Below are 15,648 nucleotides of genomic sequence, written 5' to 3'. Positions count from 1 at the left end.
CATCCGTTCTTGCTAACTATCTATATTCTAATGAAATATCTTTATAAATAAAGGATGAACTCGATTGCATCACTTTTACACAAATCAATAAAATCAATAATTTAACAACAAACAAATAAAAAAAAAGTCCTAGATACCACTTAGTTTTATCCTTATTACCCGCCATCACTCACAACGAAGGGAATACATTTCTGTCGTAAACAGGTCTTGTTAGCTAAAGTTAACAATCCAAAATTATAATTTATTGACAGCAGACGACTTTGTTGCGTAATTCAGTTTTAACCACTCGTTAATCCTTTATATCGACAAATTCTTGAGTTTAAACTTCTTCTATCCAGCGAAAATTGAAGCGAGCCAAGGCGAGCAGATCATGACAAGAAACGAAATGCGTCAAACGCTTTTTGAGTATATATAGGTTGATTACTATCGAACGAAAAGGCAATCTTACGATCACCTTTTGTATTCATCATTCCTATTCATCTAGATAGATTCACAAATAGGTATTCTGGTGAGTCTATCTTAAAGGTTGGCAATGAACTGCTGGTTAAACTGAGCGTTTACTTTGCGGTTAAGCTGTTCGTATTTCTCGGTCAATTCAATTTGTTGAGTCTGTAGTTGACCGGTGGTCAGGTTAGCAGTGTGAAGCTGACGCATCTCTTCCATAAAGCCATTTGTTAGCTGGCTAAAGATGGCATCTTTGCCGATGATAAAGCTAGTGAAGTTCTCTTTTACAAACGCTTGTTCATCGCTACTCAAGTTTTCTAGACCAAGGCGAGCTTGATTCGCTGAGGTCACATCATCAAACGTCGCTTTTGCCGGATCAGTACCAGGATTTAAGTACGCTGCTTCATTTTTGAAGTCTTCTGCTGTATGTGTTTGTGCGTTTTCAATCAGCTTTTGAGAGGAGCCTCTTACTTCAAATGTAGACTGTACTGGCTTGTGGTCGCTGACATTATCAAACCCTTCAGTGATAACACTGGTTTCATGGTTTTGTAAGTTGCCTGTTTTATTTGTTAAGCCAGTATTATCGAGCTCACCGAAGTCAGGTCGGTCACGACCTTCTTTTTGTTTAATATTACCAGTGTGCTTATCAAGCTGCATGTAAGTGTGACTATTAAGAGGATTGAACTTAAAGCCATGCTTGGCTAAATGCGTATCATCATGTGCGACTGGATCGTACATCACATCAGAACCTTGAGCGGTGCGTTTTTCACGCTCATTCAGATCACCAGTGATCAGAACCTCTTCATGCGGTTTGCTCCCTTCCATCAACTTGTTACCTTCGAATTCACGTTTGACTTCTTTGTTAGAATCCAAGTGTGCAGAAATGACGTTTAGAGCTTGACCATTGATCTCTAGAGCCGTTTTTACGCCACCTTTGTTACCAGTGATGCCCATGAAGAATTCCATGTTTCGACCACCGATACCATGACGGTATTCAGACTCTTTTTTGACGTTAATATCGACGCCGTCTTTTGCAAAAACGGACATTGAAGTGTAGCTAACACCTTCACCAAGACCTTTCGTCATAACTTTCATTTTGTTTTGACTCAGAAGGTTCATACCATCAAGTTCAAGATCGTTAGCAAGCAATTTAGACTCTTGTTCCGCAAACAAAACCACATCATAGTCACCTTTTTGAATCAGGTTCTGGAAGTAGTTCTTTGTGTCTTCCGGCATCTTTTGGTTTGCTTGGTTATAGGTCAAAGTTAAGACCTTAACGTTGCCGCTGCCTTCTTTTTTATGCAGTTGTTGATTCATCTGATTCAGCTTTAAATCACCGTTTTTTGAAGAATCGGCTTTACTAAAGAAACGATTAAAAAAGCTTCGGTTTTCTTTTTGTTTTAGAGTAACGTCACCATCGCTATTTTTAGTTACGCTGTACTCTTTACCAAATACAGAACCAAATTTAACGGTATCGCCTTCTTTGGCGCTACTTTTAATATTTTGAATATCTGCGAGGTCTAAATTACCTCGATGCTGGCTATTAATTTGAATTGTAGACATACATTAAACTCGTATTTTAAATAAGGGAACTTAAACAAAGATCCCAGCAGGAAGTGTTTCTGGGATTGGCTCTGCGTTATCCGCTTGTTCAATAAAATGGTGCCATTGCTCCATTCTTTCTAACAGTTGCTGAAAAGTGTTCTGCACATAATCTTGAGGTTTGTTTGAGAGAAAAATAACCTTGTAGCTCGTTAACCTTCGGCTATCGGGCATTAGACCGATACCGAAACCACCACGGAAAGGTTCCAGAGCATGTTCACCAATCGCGATAGCAATCGTTTCTGGAAGAGGGGTTGGCAACTCCACAGGGCTGGTGAGAGACATGTGTAAGCTAATGGTGGTTTCGTTCTTAAATACGGTTAAGAAAAGTGCTTCATCATGATTATTCGTATCCGATGATAACTCACATTGAAATAATCCGTTTTCATCAAAATCCACGCCGTTACCTAAAAAACTGATACTTTCCTGATAAATATCCATTGTGTTCCTTCTGTGTATTTTTCTGAGGGTTCTTATTCGTAGTGAGAAGAATTATAAAGATGAGGGAATGGCAAGATATTAAATACGGGCGGAAGTTTTTATACTCAATGAACTTTAAGAGGCTTTGATGCTTAATTTAGTTTAGAGACAGAGTCGCACCGTTTCGTGTGCTTCTTAGTCAATACGACAAGTTTTATAACCCAGTAAGCTTGTTCAACGCTTTGCTCATCGCATAAGTTTCACCCACCTGTGCATTGTAATTTCTTAAGCTCATCGTCCTCCTAGTAACAGAGAATGAATGCATTGTTGCTTAAATCAGTTGAACCTTTTCCAAGTCTTGTGATCTGATCCTTTATGGTAGTTAGAACGGTGGTGACATGGGTAAAGCGGAAAAGAAGATAACTAACTGGGCGGAATACAATAAGGCTCTGTGCAAGCGTGGTAGAGGTTTCCAGTATTCTGATACCGCGATTGAAACTGCCTTGATGATTAAGGGGATCTTCTATCCGCCATTACGTGCTCTTCAAGGCTTTATTGATTCTATCTTTGAGCTATTGGATGTTCCACTGACGTCCCCTGACTACACCTGTATCAACAACCGTTCGAAGACAGTTCAGGTCAAATATCGCAATAAATCCAAAGGAGCTATTCGCCATATAGCGATTGACTCGACTGGTCTCAAAGTTTTTGGCGTCGTTGAACCTCAAACTGATTTGATCAACAACGCCGAGAATGAGTGGATTCCATACATCGCGGAAAATCTAAAGTAAAATGGCTATGAACTTATGCTAGGAGTGGGTTTTATTATTGGGTTGATAATCGCAACAAAGCGTAGATAAGCGTGTCAATGATCTCCTCAAGGAAGAGTTCTTGCTGACTCAGGACAAAAATCTTAACGAGTTAAAACGCTTATTGAAGAGTTGATACATACGTCTAACGAAATTAGGCGGCATTTCAGTCTAGGTGTGAATTTGCCAAATAAAATGCATGAAAAAAGCCAGTAACTTGCATTACTGACTTACTAAAAATTGCCAACCTACTTTAGAAGAAGGGGACTCTAATCCGCAGTGGTTTTAAACGGTAGGAGCAGATGCTCGCCATGCTTGGTTTTGGCTATCAGCAATTGAGCGAAACAGATCCCGCAGCTCTTTAAGCATACTATCTTGAAAACCAATATTTTCGTCAGCTTTCTGTTTCAATGCTTGTGCACGTGTCGCTAGAACTTCATCTTCTTTACCGCGAGCCTGAGCTTTAGTTTGCTCTACATTTGATGCTGAGTTTGCCATCTGACTAAGAGACTGAAGAATCGAATTTCGCGCTTGATTAGAGGTGGTAGCTTTGTCAAACTTTCGCCCCCCTTTTGTCAATTTATCAGTCAAATTACCAAGACGGTCTTGCCCGACATCCTGAACACGCTTTAACTGTTGCTGTTGAGTTTTCGATAACCCACCATTGTTCAACAAATCATTAGCCTTATCTACACCAGCTTTTTGTGTTTTCAGTAATGTATTAGTCGATGCTTCCGCTTTAATTTGTTTACCAGCTTTAGCAGAACCTATTCCGCCCAAAATTGCCGTTACACCGGCTAGAACTCCTGAAACTACAGCCATTGCGATCATCGCTTTAGCAGATTTATTTAGCTCTTGTGCTTGACTCTTAAGGCTCGCTACATTCGCTTCAACCGCGATTTCACGTTCAAGTGTTTGTTGTTCTCGGCTTAACTTCGAAACTTGGTACAGTAAGGTCATCAAAGCAAGAGATTCCGAAACCGTATTTGACGATGATTGAGTTCCAGATTGACCATGAAGTGCTTTTTCTAGGGTTTTCATAAGCAGATTTGCTGTTGGTGCCAAAGCGGTCATCAGCTTTTCAACCACGCGAGCTTGTTCTCCACTTTTCGGCGCTTTAGGTCCTTCCAAAAGATAATGTTTAGCACCTGACACCGCCGTCTCATCGTTACCACGAACCGCTGCTTCGGTTTTTGTCTCGGGGGCTTTTTCAACCTTAGTCGTTTTATCTATCTCACCCAAACCGTATAGATCTGCATTCCCAGTCTTACCAATTTTATCTAACATAAATTCTCCTTAAACCGTCGCTGGACGATTCATTACCGTTTCCATCGTTTCGCTTTTCGCCTGAATCATCTGCATGATGACATTCATCAACTCTTGGAAACCTTCCATCATCTTAGCGATTTCTTTTTTAAGCTTATCAATAACCGATTGAGTCAGCACCTTCTCCGCTTTCTGCTGAGTAAGATCCGCATTAATTTCTGTCACTTTAGCTTTATTATTGGAATGAACACTATCGGCAGAGCCTTTACCAACATTAGAAAGAAGATCTAATGACTCTGCAGCAAATCGAATACCTTTAGCTGTCGTCGTGGCTGCTTTAGAACCCATATCTGCAACTTTTGCCATATTAGCTGCCGCTTTAGTCGCAATATCAGTGATTTTTTGTGCTACTTTACTGGCACTTTTCCCCGCCAATTTAGCAATACCGCCCGCAGCCGCGCCGCCAAACGTCACAACAGCCCCAATAACCGCAACCGCAATCTCTAAAGCCATCATAACTTTGCTGAGAGCATCGACATTAATGCCAGCTTCTTTCATTGCATTTTGAACAGCTGGTTCTTGCATAGCCATACTGACTACACCCAATACACCACCGGCAATCATTAGTGCACCAGCTGCTGCTCCAACACCAGTTGCCACCATTACAGCGCCCACTATAATCGAAACTGCGGCACTGACCCACCCAAATATCTTGGAAACCAGACCCGATTTTTTCGCTTCTTTAGCCGCAGCTTCAGACTCTTTGAGTTTTTGTTCGTTATCCTTTATTTCTTGTTCGTGTTTCGCTTTCGCTACTTTTACTTCTTGGATCTTAAGCTTGTTTTGTACGCTCTTCAGTTTGTCTGTGATAGCAGCTAGCTCTACCTCAAAGTCATCGGCTGACCCTGCCAGGATTTTCACTGCTAGTGAGCCCGTGTTGTCGGCGACCGCATGTAAAACCTTGGCAATCGAATCAACGATTTTTTGTAGTTGATTCATGGCTTTCAGCGTTAATTCATTGACCTTATCGCTAACTGCAGCGTTCGGTGCATCAAGCTGAACTTTAACTTTACCAGTGTTCGGTACTTCAGATTTTTTACCTTTTACGTTTTCAACCGTTACTGAAGCTGACACGTGAGATGCAGTCTTAGTAACCTTATCTAACATTGTTTGACCAGAATCCGGTAAGTATGCCTGACTCTGAGTGCGGTCTAGTGCGATAGAATTCATATTCTAGTTACTCCTTTTGTTTTTCACCGCTTCTAACATGATGCCTGCGCGTTGATGCAAATCTGCATACTCTGGTTTTCCGGCAGACATCCCCTTCGCGCTGTAAAACCCACTCTCTGCCTCTGTTAATTGCTCAAGTTTTAGGTAACACTCTGCAGAGTGGAAAGGTGGGCGTGGGTCATTAATATCTACAAGCGCTGCATAACTGTAGGCGTCAATCGCCTGCAGGTACTCACCCAGTTCTTGACGAGCAGCTCCTAAACCAATAAAAAATCGTGCTTGGTAGTGGTCAAGCATGCTAAGCAGTTGGAATATCTTACCGGCTTGCTCTATTTTTCCTGATTGGAAAAAATTGAATCCAACAGCGTAAATGTGCTCAATGGTATCTGCTGATACATCGTGCAGCATTTTTAACGTTCCACCTTCCTCAAGAAACGAAAGGAGTTCCTCTGCTTGCATTTGAGATGGGTCAGTTACCGGGTTTTGTGTAGTCATGGTTATTTATCCTTAAATCGCTCGTAGGATTGCTTGCAAAATATTGTGGTACTTTTGAACAAATTTGTTCATAGCTTCAACAGTTGCGTTGTATTGGGAACTGATGTCGCTTAACGCAGTAGTTTTTAACTGTACAGAATCGTTAATTGGCTTCGACTTACTTGAAACCGAGCTAGAAAAATTACTAAGGTATTTGTTATCTGTATTGTTATAATATACATCGCGACTAACAGTCACTCCTGCATGCTCTAAAAATTGTTTGTGAGTAAAGTATTTAACTCCATCAGAACCAACCCTTGGAGTTATATGTTTTTCTAAATACTTAAACTCCTTACCTTTTTCAAACTTTTGTTGAGTCTCATATCCGAAATGTTTATAAGTAAAATGCTGCCTGTCTGGATAATAATGCCCACCACCAGTACTTGAGTTAATTATCTCCGATAACTTTGTACTGATGGTAGTCTGGACTTGACCAAATATTTTTAGTTTAGTCGTAAGCTCTTGGAGTTCCTCTTTCTTCTCGTTACGCTTTTCAAGACGGTTCACTCGACGCTCATTTAAAGAAAACAGCACGCGCTCATCAAAACGATCGCCAATAGTCGAATCAATCACAGATAACAAATCACGAGAGGTTAACGAGTGCTCAGCTTTAACATCTGCTTTCCTTTGACCGTCAGTCCCTACCGTTATTTTCTTTTCATCTTCTGTGATTTTACTTAAACGAGCTTTCAGAGCGGCTAGGTTACTCATCATTTTTTTATGACGAGTGGCAAAGTCGATACCAACATCTTTCCTCAACATCATTTTTTCAAACTGAAATCTTATATCTCGTGCTGTATGCTGTTTTATTTGGTCAACCTGTTGTTGTGGAGTTTGGAACTTCTGCACTTCGTGAAGACTGCTATAAAAGGCATCGACTTGAGTGTTTATAAGACTCACAGCCATATTCGAGAATAAGCTAGAGAGCGTTATATCCGTAGATGAGCTCCTTAGCTTTGCAATTGCCGCATCAAGTACTATTTGCAGCTTACTAACCGAACCTGCTCCATAAGCATTTGCGTATTGACCTTTTACTTGGTTCACCAGATCGTTCAGCCCTCCTCTAAGCTCCTGCTTAGACATACCTGGAAGCCAAGTGATTTTATTTGCCAAAAGTTGTGCATCACTGCCACTTAGCGTAAGACCTGCATTATTTAAAGATCTAGTAAGCTGTGCTAAAACTGCTGCTTTGAAGCTTTCTTTCGTTAATAAATAATCCGAGTTATTTAGCTCGTTGATGTCTACCGAACCTAGATTGCGAAATGCATTACGCAAAAAAGAAATAGCGTTCTCACGAACCTTACTAGAGCTCATTTGCTGAGAAAGTGAATTTATAAACACACTGATCTTCGCAGTAGCTTGTTTAAGTGCATCGGCATCTAAGTTAGCTATTTGTTCTTCTTGGGTACTCTGGCTTCCTAATCGGAACTGATTGATAAAGTCTGTAGGGAGCGAATTGTCTACCTTGTCACTTAACTGCTTTTCGAACCAAGTTCGGAATTGGTAAGTAAGTGTTTTGTTGACTCCGTTTACCAAGTCTTGAGGTGAAATCTGACCATTCACCGCTTGATTTTGCAACGATTTCATCCAATGAGCAGCAGTATCAACTGCAGCAGTGCCAGTAAATGCTGCTTGTTTTTCTAGTAGTTTCCTCAATGAATTGGCATAAAGATCAAGGCTATCTTGTTCACTACGCCCTAACACCTTAGGCAATTGACTAATCAACGCCTTCAACTTAGCCGCATTTGGCTCCCCTAAAATATTAGCCAATTTATCAGCCAAACGATCCTGAAATGAGGTCTGCGGCTCTGGTCGAGGTCCTACCCCACCTACTGGGTTTCTTCTGTTTATATCCGTCATTTAAAAACCTTTAAATTACTATGCCACGAAGTAACACAGGCCGCTTGCGCCTAGAGCCTTCGGCATTAGTGCCGTGGAGCGGATGTTGTTGTTGTCTGCGGCGTTGTACTTCCTCGAGCAATTCATGTTCTGCTTGTTTCATCAGTTTGGGATCGGCGTTTAACCCATCAAGCAGAATATTTCCTGCTACTGGACCAACACCTAATCCTTCAAGTAGTTCATTGAACACTTCAGCTCTGTCATCTGCAGTAAGGATAGCAAGTTCTGATTTTTCAATGGTTTCGGTAAAGGGTTGCTTCATCTTGATACCTATATTAAAGCGAAGCATCTATTAGATGCTGTCAGTAACAGTCGAGAGTTTTTACTTTCTTTCTCTTTTTAAGTGGGCGGTAGTCACTCAGGCGCAAGTAGTACCAATCATCTTGTTCATCGTGACTCGCACCACAGGCTCCCAAATAGAATTGCGCTAATCTTTGGTTACTCATATTGCTACCACGCAATACGTCAACGTTGCCACGAATGATCCAGTTGAGTGGGTACAATCGGATAGCATGTTCTGCGAGTAAAAACAGTGCAGAGAAAGGATTGCTCAAACCTTGGTTTGGAGTAATTCTTCGCAACAAAACGATGATAATTTCACCATCGTCTACTCGGAACACGAGCTCCATACCGTCGTATTCGTAGCGATGGCCAAGTAAGATCGTGCTTTTCTGCCAGAAATAAGGCCTCACTTTGATTCCTGACGTCACTAAAGACTGACTGAGTACACATGCCATTACATTCCCACCCTGCCTAAAGGTTGAATATTAATTTGTTGCGTTAGTTCTTGAAAAGACAGCACTGGCAGATCGTAGTATTCAGATTCAATCAATTTTCGCACGTAACGGCGTACGTCCATTGACACCACTAACACTGGTTTATTTGGCATACGGCTCAAATCACCAACTGCTTGCTTAACGTCGCTGACAAACTGTTGAGTAACGGAAGGGTCAAGCGCTAAGTAACTGCCCGACGAAGTCTGACGAATACCGTTACGGAGCATATCTTCCAAGCTCTGATCTAACAGGTATGCTGGCAACATATTTTGACCGCTGGCGTACTTGTAACAAATATAGCGTTTCAAACTTGAACGGATGTATTCAGTCAACTGAACCACGTCTTTTTCTTTTTGTCCCCACTCCACCATTGCTTCTAAGATCACTCGTAAGTTACGAATAGAAATATCTTCAGAGACAAGGCGTTGTAGGATTTCCGTCATTTTTTGCAAAGGCACAATACGCTGTGTCTCTTTTACTAATTCGGAATAACTGCCTTCCATTTGCTCTAGCAAATAACGAGTCTCTTGGATACCGATAAAATCTTGGGCGTACTCTTTTAGCACATGAGATAGGTGGTAAGTCAAAATACGGTCGGGAGTTAAAAAGCCCACTTGGCTGTTTTCTAGTTTTACTTTATGACTGTGGTCTACCCAAATACTCGAAATTCCCGGTAGAAAATCGTCATCTTTCTCGTAAGGTATACCAAGCAAATCGATCTGCTCATTATCTTCTGTCACCAGCAGTTTTAAGCTTTGAATCCGACCGCGGGCAACTGGCACTTCTTGCAATTGAATCAAGTATTCACCGTTGCTCATCCCTTCGTTAAATCGTAAGTGAATCCCCGGGAACGGCACGCCGAGATCTAGGTACAACGCTCGTCTTACTCGTGCGAGCTCATCATTCAAAGCGACGGCTTCTAAGCTCTCTTGTAAGCGAGCATCCAAATCGATTAGCAGCGGTACCGTCATAGCGAACTCTTCTTGTTCACCTAGTTTTCCTTTGCTGTTGCGCTGAGGTGCCGCTTTGTTCGATTTGGCGGCTGGCGAGCCCGCGCCTTGGGCAACAAAACTTGGTAAGTCGGCACTGCTTAATTTACTTTGTTGTTTTTTGTTATGGAGTAAGAAAAAGCCGCCACCACCGACTACAATAGCAAGAACAAAGAAGGTAACCTTCGGGAAACCGGGAATAAGCGCAAACAACACTAGCAACACACCGCCAATCAACAAAGCTCTTGGTTGTGCTGTAACCTGTGCTCCGATATCTGAGCCTAGGTCAGAGGACTCTTCATTCGAAACGCGCGTCACAATAATACCGGCAGTAATCGCGATAAAGAGAGCCGGAATTTGCGATACCAGGCCATCACCTACGGTCAAAACAGCAAATAGCTCCAATGCTTCCGACGCTGACATGCCTTTTTGAGTCACACCTATGGTTACACCGCCAAGAATATTCACCACGATTATCACCAGACCAGCAATAGAGTCTCCTTTTACGAACTTCATCGCCCCGTCCATAGAGCCGTACATTTGGCTTTCTTTTTCAATCACTGAACGGCGATGACGCGCCTCATGAACATCGATTACCCCGGCGCGCATATCGCCGTCTATACTCATTTGCTTACCCGGCATCGCATCAAGGGAGAATCGAGCACTGACTTCCGCTACCCTTTCTGAACCTTTAGTAATCACCATAAACTGAACGATTGTGATGATCAGGAAAACTACGATGCCCACGACCAGGTTACCACCCACGACGAAGTTACCAAAGGTAGAAACGATTTGACCAGCATCACCTTGCAGCAGGATAAGTCGTGTTGTAGTGATAGAAAGTGACAAGCGAAATAGTGTAGTGATCAACAGAACCGCTGGGAATGCAGAGAACTCTAGGGGGGATGTAATGTAGATAGCAATCATCAATAAGACGACCGCTATACTCATGTTGGTACCGATAAGTACATCCACCAATGTCGTAGGTAAAGGCAAGATCATCATAAAGACGATTGCCAGTAGCATCACGGCAAGCATGATGTCTTTACGCTGCCCAACCTTGTTAATAATATCGATCAACTTATTCATTTGGTTCACTATTTAGAGATTTTATATAACAGCGATGAGCGCGGCGCGCGCCCTCAACATCATCTTGTTTCCAGCGGGCTTGGCTAAGACAAAACCATAAACCAGCTTCATTAGAGTTGTTGGCTTCCAACAAGCTTTCGCACAGTTCGATTGAACGAGCGTACCGCCCTAAATCCAGGCATGCTACCGCTAATGTTTGGCGAGCTTCTTTATGCTGAGGTTCGATTTCCAACAGCGCTTCGAGTAACATAATTGCTTGTTTAGGTTTTTTATATTGAACTTGGAGAGCCCCGTGGATAAGCAATAGCTCCACATCTTTTGCTTGTAACATGGGAGTTAAACCTGAATCAGTAGATTCAACGCCATGGTGAGATAACGTTGATCTAATTGAGTAGTTTGCAACGTTTCCGCTGCTTGAGTTAGCGTATGAGAACCATTTTTCTTCGCCAAGTCTTGAAGTCTTTGCAGAGTTATATCAAACTGCTGACGGTATTTTTCTGGGCGAAGTAAGTCTGTATGTGTAATCTTTGGCTTAGCGAGTGGCATCAAGTACTGCTCTGAAGGGCGAAGTTCATACAATTTCTCTAGGTGCGTCGCGATGGCTTGACCGTCAGGTAGCAGTTGAAAACGTTGTGGAAAGTCGCTTTCGACTTGCTCAAGAGAGATATGAGCAAAACTTTCAATACCAACGTTTAATGTACTAATCCGATTCATGAGTTCACCACGTCGTTATGCAAACGAACTAGCAACGCGAATGCTTGTTCTATGGTTGGTAAGGTAACTTCATCGCCTTCAATTTGCGCTGAGAAAACTAACGCTTGTTCATCGAACAGCCCAGTTTTAATAGTGAATGGCCACCCTTGCCCTGAATGACAAAAGCTCAGTGCCTTTTTAATTGACTCATTAGATTGATGCCATGGCAGCGCTTTTACCAACATAAGAAACAAACAATCCTGATATTTCTCAAGGTACAAGGTGCCGCTTTGTTCAAAGCTCAACTGAACACGTCCAGCCGACGAGAAATTTACGGCTTCAAGCCCCATTCCTCGGCAAAAATCATCCACTGACGCATCAATCCAATTCATCGTTCCAAATTTCCTCTTCTTCTAAATCAATCGCTTCATCAAGCACTTTTTGTATTGCTTGTATTAGGTTTTGCCGCTGTTCTTCGTCGTTAAACACATCAATGGAAATATGCCGAACTAAGTTGTGCAGTTCTCGTAAAAAACTAATTTGTCGCTCAATGGCCCCCAACTTCATGGCGTTCACTAAGTTCCATATCTCTTCGCTTCCCACCCAGCGCTGCTCAACTAAGTCGATGACATCCGACATTAAATCAGTAACTTGATAAGCCATGGCTTGCCTGCTGAGGTTTAAACATCTGATAGATATTACTAACTTGATCTTGAAGGGTATTCAGCGTCTTAAGTTTTTGCATATCTGACATCAAAAGCTGCAGCTTAACCGAATCAATATTACTGCCTTGAACACTTAAATCTGCACTCATACCTTGCAACATAAAGTCGACGGCGGTGGACACCTCTTTTTCACCAAATCGCTCAACCACATCCTTGTATGCCGAGCCTAAGCCTTGGTAACTGTGTACTGTGTCACGATAGAAACCGCGTAGTTGGTGCAAACTGCTAAAGTCTTGCTCTTTGCTATATTCATCAGCAAAGCTCGACACACGAATCTCGGTATCAATCTGAGACCAAGAATCTGGATTTTGCTCAAAGTTCAGAAGGGCTTGGTCAATCAGCGCCAACAGATTCTTACTTTCTGGGTTCGCTCCGAGAAACTTTTTTACCGCCTTTAATGCAAGGTACTGGTGACTCTTCTCTTCAGAAAAGCCATTAAGGTAAGCTTGTAGCTGCGCGATCGTTGATAAGTTGCCACCCGCCATCTTGGTAGCAAGGTCTTTGATCTTTTGGTTCTTCTCAAGATCAGGAACTTTCCTTAAATATTCAGACACCAACTCATGAGCTTCATTAACCCGAAGACCACCATCTTTTACTTTACGTTTGGTTAGATCTTTTTCTGCTTTTTCTGAGCCTAATGACGTCAGCTCCTCCATTGCGTCAAATAATGATTGAGTAGCATTGTGTACTCGGACGCTCTCGCCTCGATAGTTTCCACCAATTGACTCCCCAGAACGTACGTACTCATGACCGCTTCGAATTGGCGTGTCAAACTTGTTACCCGTTGCAATTTGATTGTTGATAATACTCACTCATTTGCACTCCTTTCGTACAATATGACTTGAGTGTAAATGTTGTATTTGCAATAGGCTGTCAAAATCAGACGTGTTTTTTTAGGGCATTTTTAGTTTTCTAAAAACTCCCGACCAATAGTCACTATAAATACTGCCCCATCCTTTCTACTCTATCACTACCAGTTATTACGCATATTTCCTAAATTGAACGATTTCTCATACATCACCGAAACGCAACAATCTGCTATCAAACAAACTCGTTTGATACAAATCCGCGGCCGAGTTACTCAAGTTACTGGCACCATCATCAAAGCCGTGGTTCCTGGTGTTCGTGTTGGGGAACTTTGTGAGTTGCGCAACCCTGATCAAACCTTGTCGCTTCTCGCGGAAGTGGTTGGTTTTCAGCAACATCACGCGTTACTTACTCCACTTGGAAACATGCTTGGTATTTCCTCCAACACCGAAGTGAGTCCACTTGGAAAAATGCATGAAGTAGGCGTTGGCAACCACTTGTTAGGTAAGGTACTGGATGGACTGGGTCGCCCGTTTGATGGCACCCAAAATAAAGAACCGAGTGCTTGGTATCCAGTTTACAAAGATGCACCGCCACCGATGCAACGAAAATTGATCGAAAATCCCATCTCCATGGGGGTTCGTTCGATAGACGGATTACTCACCTGCGGCGAAGGACAAAGGATGGGTATTTTTGCCGCGGCTGGTGGTGGTAAAAGTACCCTACTCGCCAAGTTCATCCGCTCCGCTGACGTTGATGTCACAGTTCTCGCCCTTATCGGCGAAAGGGGGCGTGAGGTTAAAGAATTTATCGAACACGACCTTGGTGAAGAAGGCATGACAAGGGCGGTGTTAGTCGTAGCAACCTCAGATAGACCTGCAATGGAACGTGCCAAAGCTGCGTTTGTGGCCACCTCCATCGCAGAGTACTTCCGTGACCAAGGTAAACGCGTCCTACTGCTTATGGATTCTGTCACTCGCTTTGCCCGAGCTCAACGTGAAATCGGCTTGGCAGCAGGTGAACCACCAACACGACGAGGTTATCCGCCTTCTGTTTTTGCTGCATTGCCAAGACTGATGGAACGTGCTGGCCAATCAGACAAAGGCTCCATCACCGCTCTGTACACCGTACTTGTAGAAGGTGACGATATGACAGAACCAGTTGCCGACGAGACCCGATCAATACTTGATGGTCACATTATTCTTTCTCGGAAACTGGCCGCAATGAACCACTACCCAGCCATTGACGTGCTTCGTTCAGCAAGCCGTGTAATGAACCAAATCGTGGATAAAACTCATCAAGCATCGGCAGCTCATATGCGTGAAATGCTGGCAAAATATGAAGAAGTTGAACTGCTGATTAAAATTGGCGAATACCAACATGGTGCTGATAACCGCGCGGATATGGCCATTGATCAAAGTGATGATATCCGAGCGTTTTTACGTCAAGGCACACACGAAACAAGTGAGCTCGACGAAACCGTGACTCAGTTACAAGGACTCGCGGGCTTATGATCGAGCAGTTACTAGAGATCAAAACGATTCGTGCCGAGCGAGCTGACAGTGCAGTTCAGCAGCAAGAGTACCGAGTCAACAACGCCCTCTCTATAAGGCGAAAATCCGAGCAGTCCGTAGTCGATTATCACCAATGGCGAAAAGAAGAAGAAGAGCGACGATTTACCAAAGCGAAGCAGAAAATGGTGGTGCTAAAAGAACTCGAGATATTGCGACAAGAAATCGCACTATTGAGGGAAAGAGAAGCCGATTTAAAGCAGCGAGCCGCTGAAGCCAAAAAAGTATTGGAGCAAGAAGCTCAACGGCTCAAAGAGAGAAAAAAAGAAGCAATCGCCGCTCATAAAACCAAAGAAAAATTCATTCAGCTAAACGAACAAGAAATCGCTGAACAAATACGTCAAGTGCAGTACCAAGAAGAGCTCGAACAAGAAGAGTTTCGTAGTGCCATTGTTTCATAGAAGGTAAAAATGCGAGTCAAACACGATCACCCAGACACAGCAGGATTTCCCAAAAAGGTTCGACAGAGTCCCGCGACTAACGTCTCGGAAGAACTTGAGTCTATCTTTAACAATGCTCTGAAGCCTAAAACTCAGCCAGCCAATCTTCAGCAAAAGAGTGCCAAAGACCAAGCTGATTCAACGGATTCAACGGATTCAACGGATTCAACGGATTCAACGGTTTCAACGGTTTCAACGGTTTCAACGGATTCAACGGTTTCAACGGATTCAACGGATTCAACGGATTCAACGGATTCAACGGATTCAACGGATTCAACGGTTTCAACGGATTCAACGGTTTCAACGGATTCAACGGTTTCAACGGATTCAACGGATTCAACGGATTCAACGGAT

General features: G+C 42.8%; 16 protein-coding genes and 2 pseudogenes. 4 read left to right on the top strand and 14 right to left on the bottom strand.

Annotated features, from left to right (window positions below):
* Positions 1–519: 519 nt before the first annotated feature.
* Both ACED53_RS14895 and ati1 read right to left on the bottom strand, forming a co-directional pair.
* Positions 520–2,007 (bottom strand): VPA0450 family T3SS effector inositol phosphatase, encoded by a 1,488-nt coding sequence (locus tag ACED53_RS14895; RefSeq protein WP_017096459.1) that lies wholly within the window; start codon positions 2,005–2,007, stop codon positions 520–522.
* Between the two features lie 30 nt (positions 2,008–2,037).
* On the bottom strand, positions 2,038–2,487 hold the full coding sequence (gene ati1, locus ACED53_RS14890; protein ID WP_017100160.1) for an Ati1 family type III secretion system chaperone: 450 nt from the start codon (positions 2,485–2,487) through the stop codon (positions 2,038–2,040).
* 377 nt (positions 2,488–2,864) lie between these two features.
* Here ati1 and ACED53_RS14885 point away from each other — a divergent pair.
* Positions 2,865–3,179: pseudogene (locus ACED53_RS14885) on the top strand (transposase); the annotation flags it as partial.
* A 381-nt stretch (positions 3,180–3,560) separates the two neighbouring features.
* Here the strand turns inward: ACED53_RS14885 and vopD are convergent.
* The 12 genes from vopD to sctW are packed head-to-tail and all read right to left on the bottom strand — an operon-like array spanning position 3,561 to position 13,288.
* Positions 3,561–4,562, bottom strand: a complete 1,002-nt coding sequence (gene vopD, locus ACED53_RS14880) for a type III secretion system translocon subunit VopD (RefSeq protein ID WP_069591733.1) — start codon at positions 4,560–4,562, stop codon at positions 3,561–3,563.
* A 9-nt stretch (positions 4,563–4,571) separates the two neighbouring features.
* Positions 4,572–5,771 (bottom strand): type III secretion system translocon subunit SctE, encoded by a 1,200-nt coding sequence (gene sctE, locus ACED53_RS14875; protein ID WP_017096455.1) that lies wholly within the window; start codon positions 5,769–5,771, stop codon positions 4,572–4,574.
* Between the two features lie 3 nt (positions 5,772–5,774).
* A complete protein-coding gene (locus tag ACED53_RS14870) occupies positions 5,775–6,266 on the bottom strand; it encodes a SycD/LcrH family type III secretion system chaperone (protein WP_017096454.1) in 492 nt (163 codons plus the stop codon).
* A 12-nt stretch (positions 6,267–6,278) separates the two neighbouring features.
* On the bottom strand, positions 6,279–8,165 hold the full coding sequence (locus tag ACED53_RS14865) for a virulence-associated V antigen (protein WP_017096453.1): 1,887 nt from the start codon (positions 8,163–8,165) through the stop codon (positions 6,279–6,281).
* Positions 8,166–8,175: 10 nt separating this feature from the next.
* A complete protein-coding gene (locus ACED53_RS14860; RefSeq protein ID WP_017096452.1) occupies positions 8,176–8,466 on the bottom strand; it encodes an LcrG family type III secretion system chaperone in 291 nt (96 codons plus the stop codon).
* Between the two features lie 40 nt (positions 8,467–8,506).
* Entirely contained in the window at positions 8,507–8,941 is a 435-nt protein-coding gene (locus ACED53_RS14855; RefSeq protein ID WP_017096451.1) for an LcrR family type III secretion system chaperone, read from the bottom strand.
* Positions 8,941–11,067 carry a type III secretion system export apparatus subunit SctV gene (gene sctV, locus ACED53_RS14850; RefSeq protein ID WP_102249940.1) on the bottom strand — a complete coding sequence of 709 codons (2,127 nt, stop codon included), beginning with the start codon at positions 11,065–11,067 and terminating at the stop codon, positions 8,941–8,943. Before sctV ends, ACED53_RS14855 begins: the two co-directional genes overlap by 1 nt.
* Positions 11,051–11,389: a type III secretion system chaperone VscY gene (vscY, locus tag ACED53_RS14845; RefSeq protein WP_017096449.1), complete on the bottom strand. Its 339-nt coding sequence runs from the start codon at positions 11,387–11,389 to the stop codon at positions 11,051–11,053. Before vscY ends, sctV begins: the two co-directional genes overlap by 17 nt.
* Positions 11,390–11,394: 5 nt before the next feature.
* On the bottom strand, positions 11,395–11,772 hold the full coding sequence (gene vscX, locus ACED53_RS14840) for a type III secretion system protein VscX (protein ID WP_017096448.1): 378 nt from the start codon (positions 11,770–11,772) through the stop codon (positions 11,395–11,397).
* Entirely contained in the window at positions 11,769–12,143 is a 375-nt protein-coding gene (gene sycN, locus ACED53_RS14835) for a type III secretion chaperone SycN (RefSeq protein ID WP_017096447.1), read from the bottom strand. Before sycN ends, vscX begins: the two co-directional genes overlap by 4 nt.
* On the bottom strand, positions 12,130–12,414 hold the full coding sequence (locus tag ACED53_RS14830; protein ID WP_017096446.1) for a TyeA family type III secretion system gatekeeper subunit: 285 nt from the start codon (positions 12,412–12,414) through the stop codon (positions 12,130–12,132). The genes sycN and ACED53_RS14830 overlap by 14 nt, the downstream gene beginning before the upstream one ends.
* Positions 12,395–13,288, bottom strand: a complete 894-nt coding sequence (gene sctW, locus ACED53_RS14825; RefSeq protein ID WP_017096445.1) for a type III secretion system gatekeeper subunit SctW — start codon at positions 13,286–13,288, stop codon at positions 12,395–12,397. The genes ACED53_RS14830 and sctW overlap by 20 nt, the downstream gene beginning before the upstream one ends.
* A 186-nt stretch (positions 13,289–13,474) precedes the next feature.
* Between sctW and sctN the strand changes: the two genes are divergently transcribed.
* From sctN to ACED53_RS14810, 3 genes and pseudogenes are all read left to right on the top strand, one after another.
* Positions 13,475–14,797: a type III secretion system ATPase SctN gene (gene sctN / locus ACED53_RS14820; RefSeq protein WP_017100265.1), complete on the top strand. Its 1,323-nt coding sequence runs from the start codon at positions 13,475–13,477 to the stop codon at positions 14,795–14,797.
* Positions 14,794–15,255, top strand: a complete 462-nt coding sequence (locus tag ACED53_RS14815; protein ID WP_017096443.1) for a YscO family type III secretion system apparatus protein — start codon at positions 14,794–14,796, stop codon at positions 15,253–15,255. Before sctN ends, ACED53_RS14815 begins: the two co-directional genes overlap by 4 nt.
* A gap of 9 nt (positions 15,256–15,264) precedes the next feature.
* Positions 15,265–15,648, top strand: a pseudogene (locus ACED53_RS14810) (hypothetical protein); the annotation flags it as partial.

It is taken from the genome of Vibrio sp. 1F169, from assembly GCF_041439605.1.
Classification (GTDB): domain Bacteria; phylum Pseudomonadota; class Gammaproteobacteria; order Enterobacterales; family Vibrionaceae; genus Vibrio; species Vibrio tasmaniensis_A.
Note: the sequence above shows the minus strand (reverse complement) of the source record. Positions and strands in the feature narration are given on the sequence as shown.

Excerpts from the sequence above, each read along its gene's own strand:
- ACED53_RS14830 (WP_017096446.1), bottom strand. The coding sequence starts at position 12,414 with ATGGCTTATCAAGTTACTGATTTAATGTCGGATGTCATCGACTTAGTT.
- ati1 (WP_017100160.1), bottom strand. The coding sequence starts at position 2,487 with ATGGATATTTATCAGGAAAGTATCAGTTTTTTAGGTAACGGCGTGGAT.
- vopD (WP_069591733.1), bottom strand. The coding sequence starts at position 4,562 with ATGTTAGATAAAATTGGTAAGACTGGGAATGCAGATCTATACGGTTTG.
- vscX (WP_017096448.1), bottom strand. The coding sequence starts at position 11,772 with ATGAATCGGATTAGTACATTAAACGTTGGTATTGAAAGTTTTGCTCAT.
- sctE (WP_017096455.1), bottom strand. The coding sequence starts at position 5,771 with ATGAATTCTATCGCACTAGACCGCACTCAGAGTCAGGCATACTTACCG.
- ACED53_RS14865 (WP_017096453.1), bottom strand. The coding sequence starts at position 8,165 with ATGACGGATATAAACAGAAGAAACCCAGTAGGTGGGGTAGGACCTCGA.
- sycN (WP_017096447.1), bottom strand. The coding sequence starts at position 12,143 with ATGAATTGGATTGATGCGTCAGTGGATGATTTTTGCCGAGGAATGGGG.
- vscY (WP_017096449.1), bottom strand. The coding sequence starts at position 11,389 with ATGTTACAAGCAAAAGATGTGGAGCTATTGCTTATCCACGGGGCTCTC.
- ACED53_RS14870 (WP_017096454.1), bottom strand. The coding sequence starts at position 6,266 with ATGACTACACAAAACCCGGTAACTGACCCATCTCAAATGCAAGCAGAG.
- ACED53_RS14895 (WP_017096459.1), bottom strand. The coding sequence starts at position 2,007 with ATGTCTACAATTCAAATTAATAGCCAGCATCGAGGTAATTTAGACCTC.
- ACED53_RS14855 (WP_017096451.1), bottom strand. The coding sequence starts at position 8,941 with ATGGCATGTGTACTCAGTCAGTCTTTAGTGACGTCAGGAATCAAAGTG.
- ACED53_RS14815 (WP_017096443.1), top strand. The coding sequence starts at position 14,794 with ATGATCGAGCAGTTACTAGAGATCAAAACGATTCGTGCCGAGCGAGCT.
- ACED53_RS14860 (WP_017096452.1), bottom strand. The coding sequence starts at position 8,466 with ATGAAGCAACCCTTTACCGAAACCATTGAAAAATCAGAACTTGCTATC.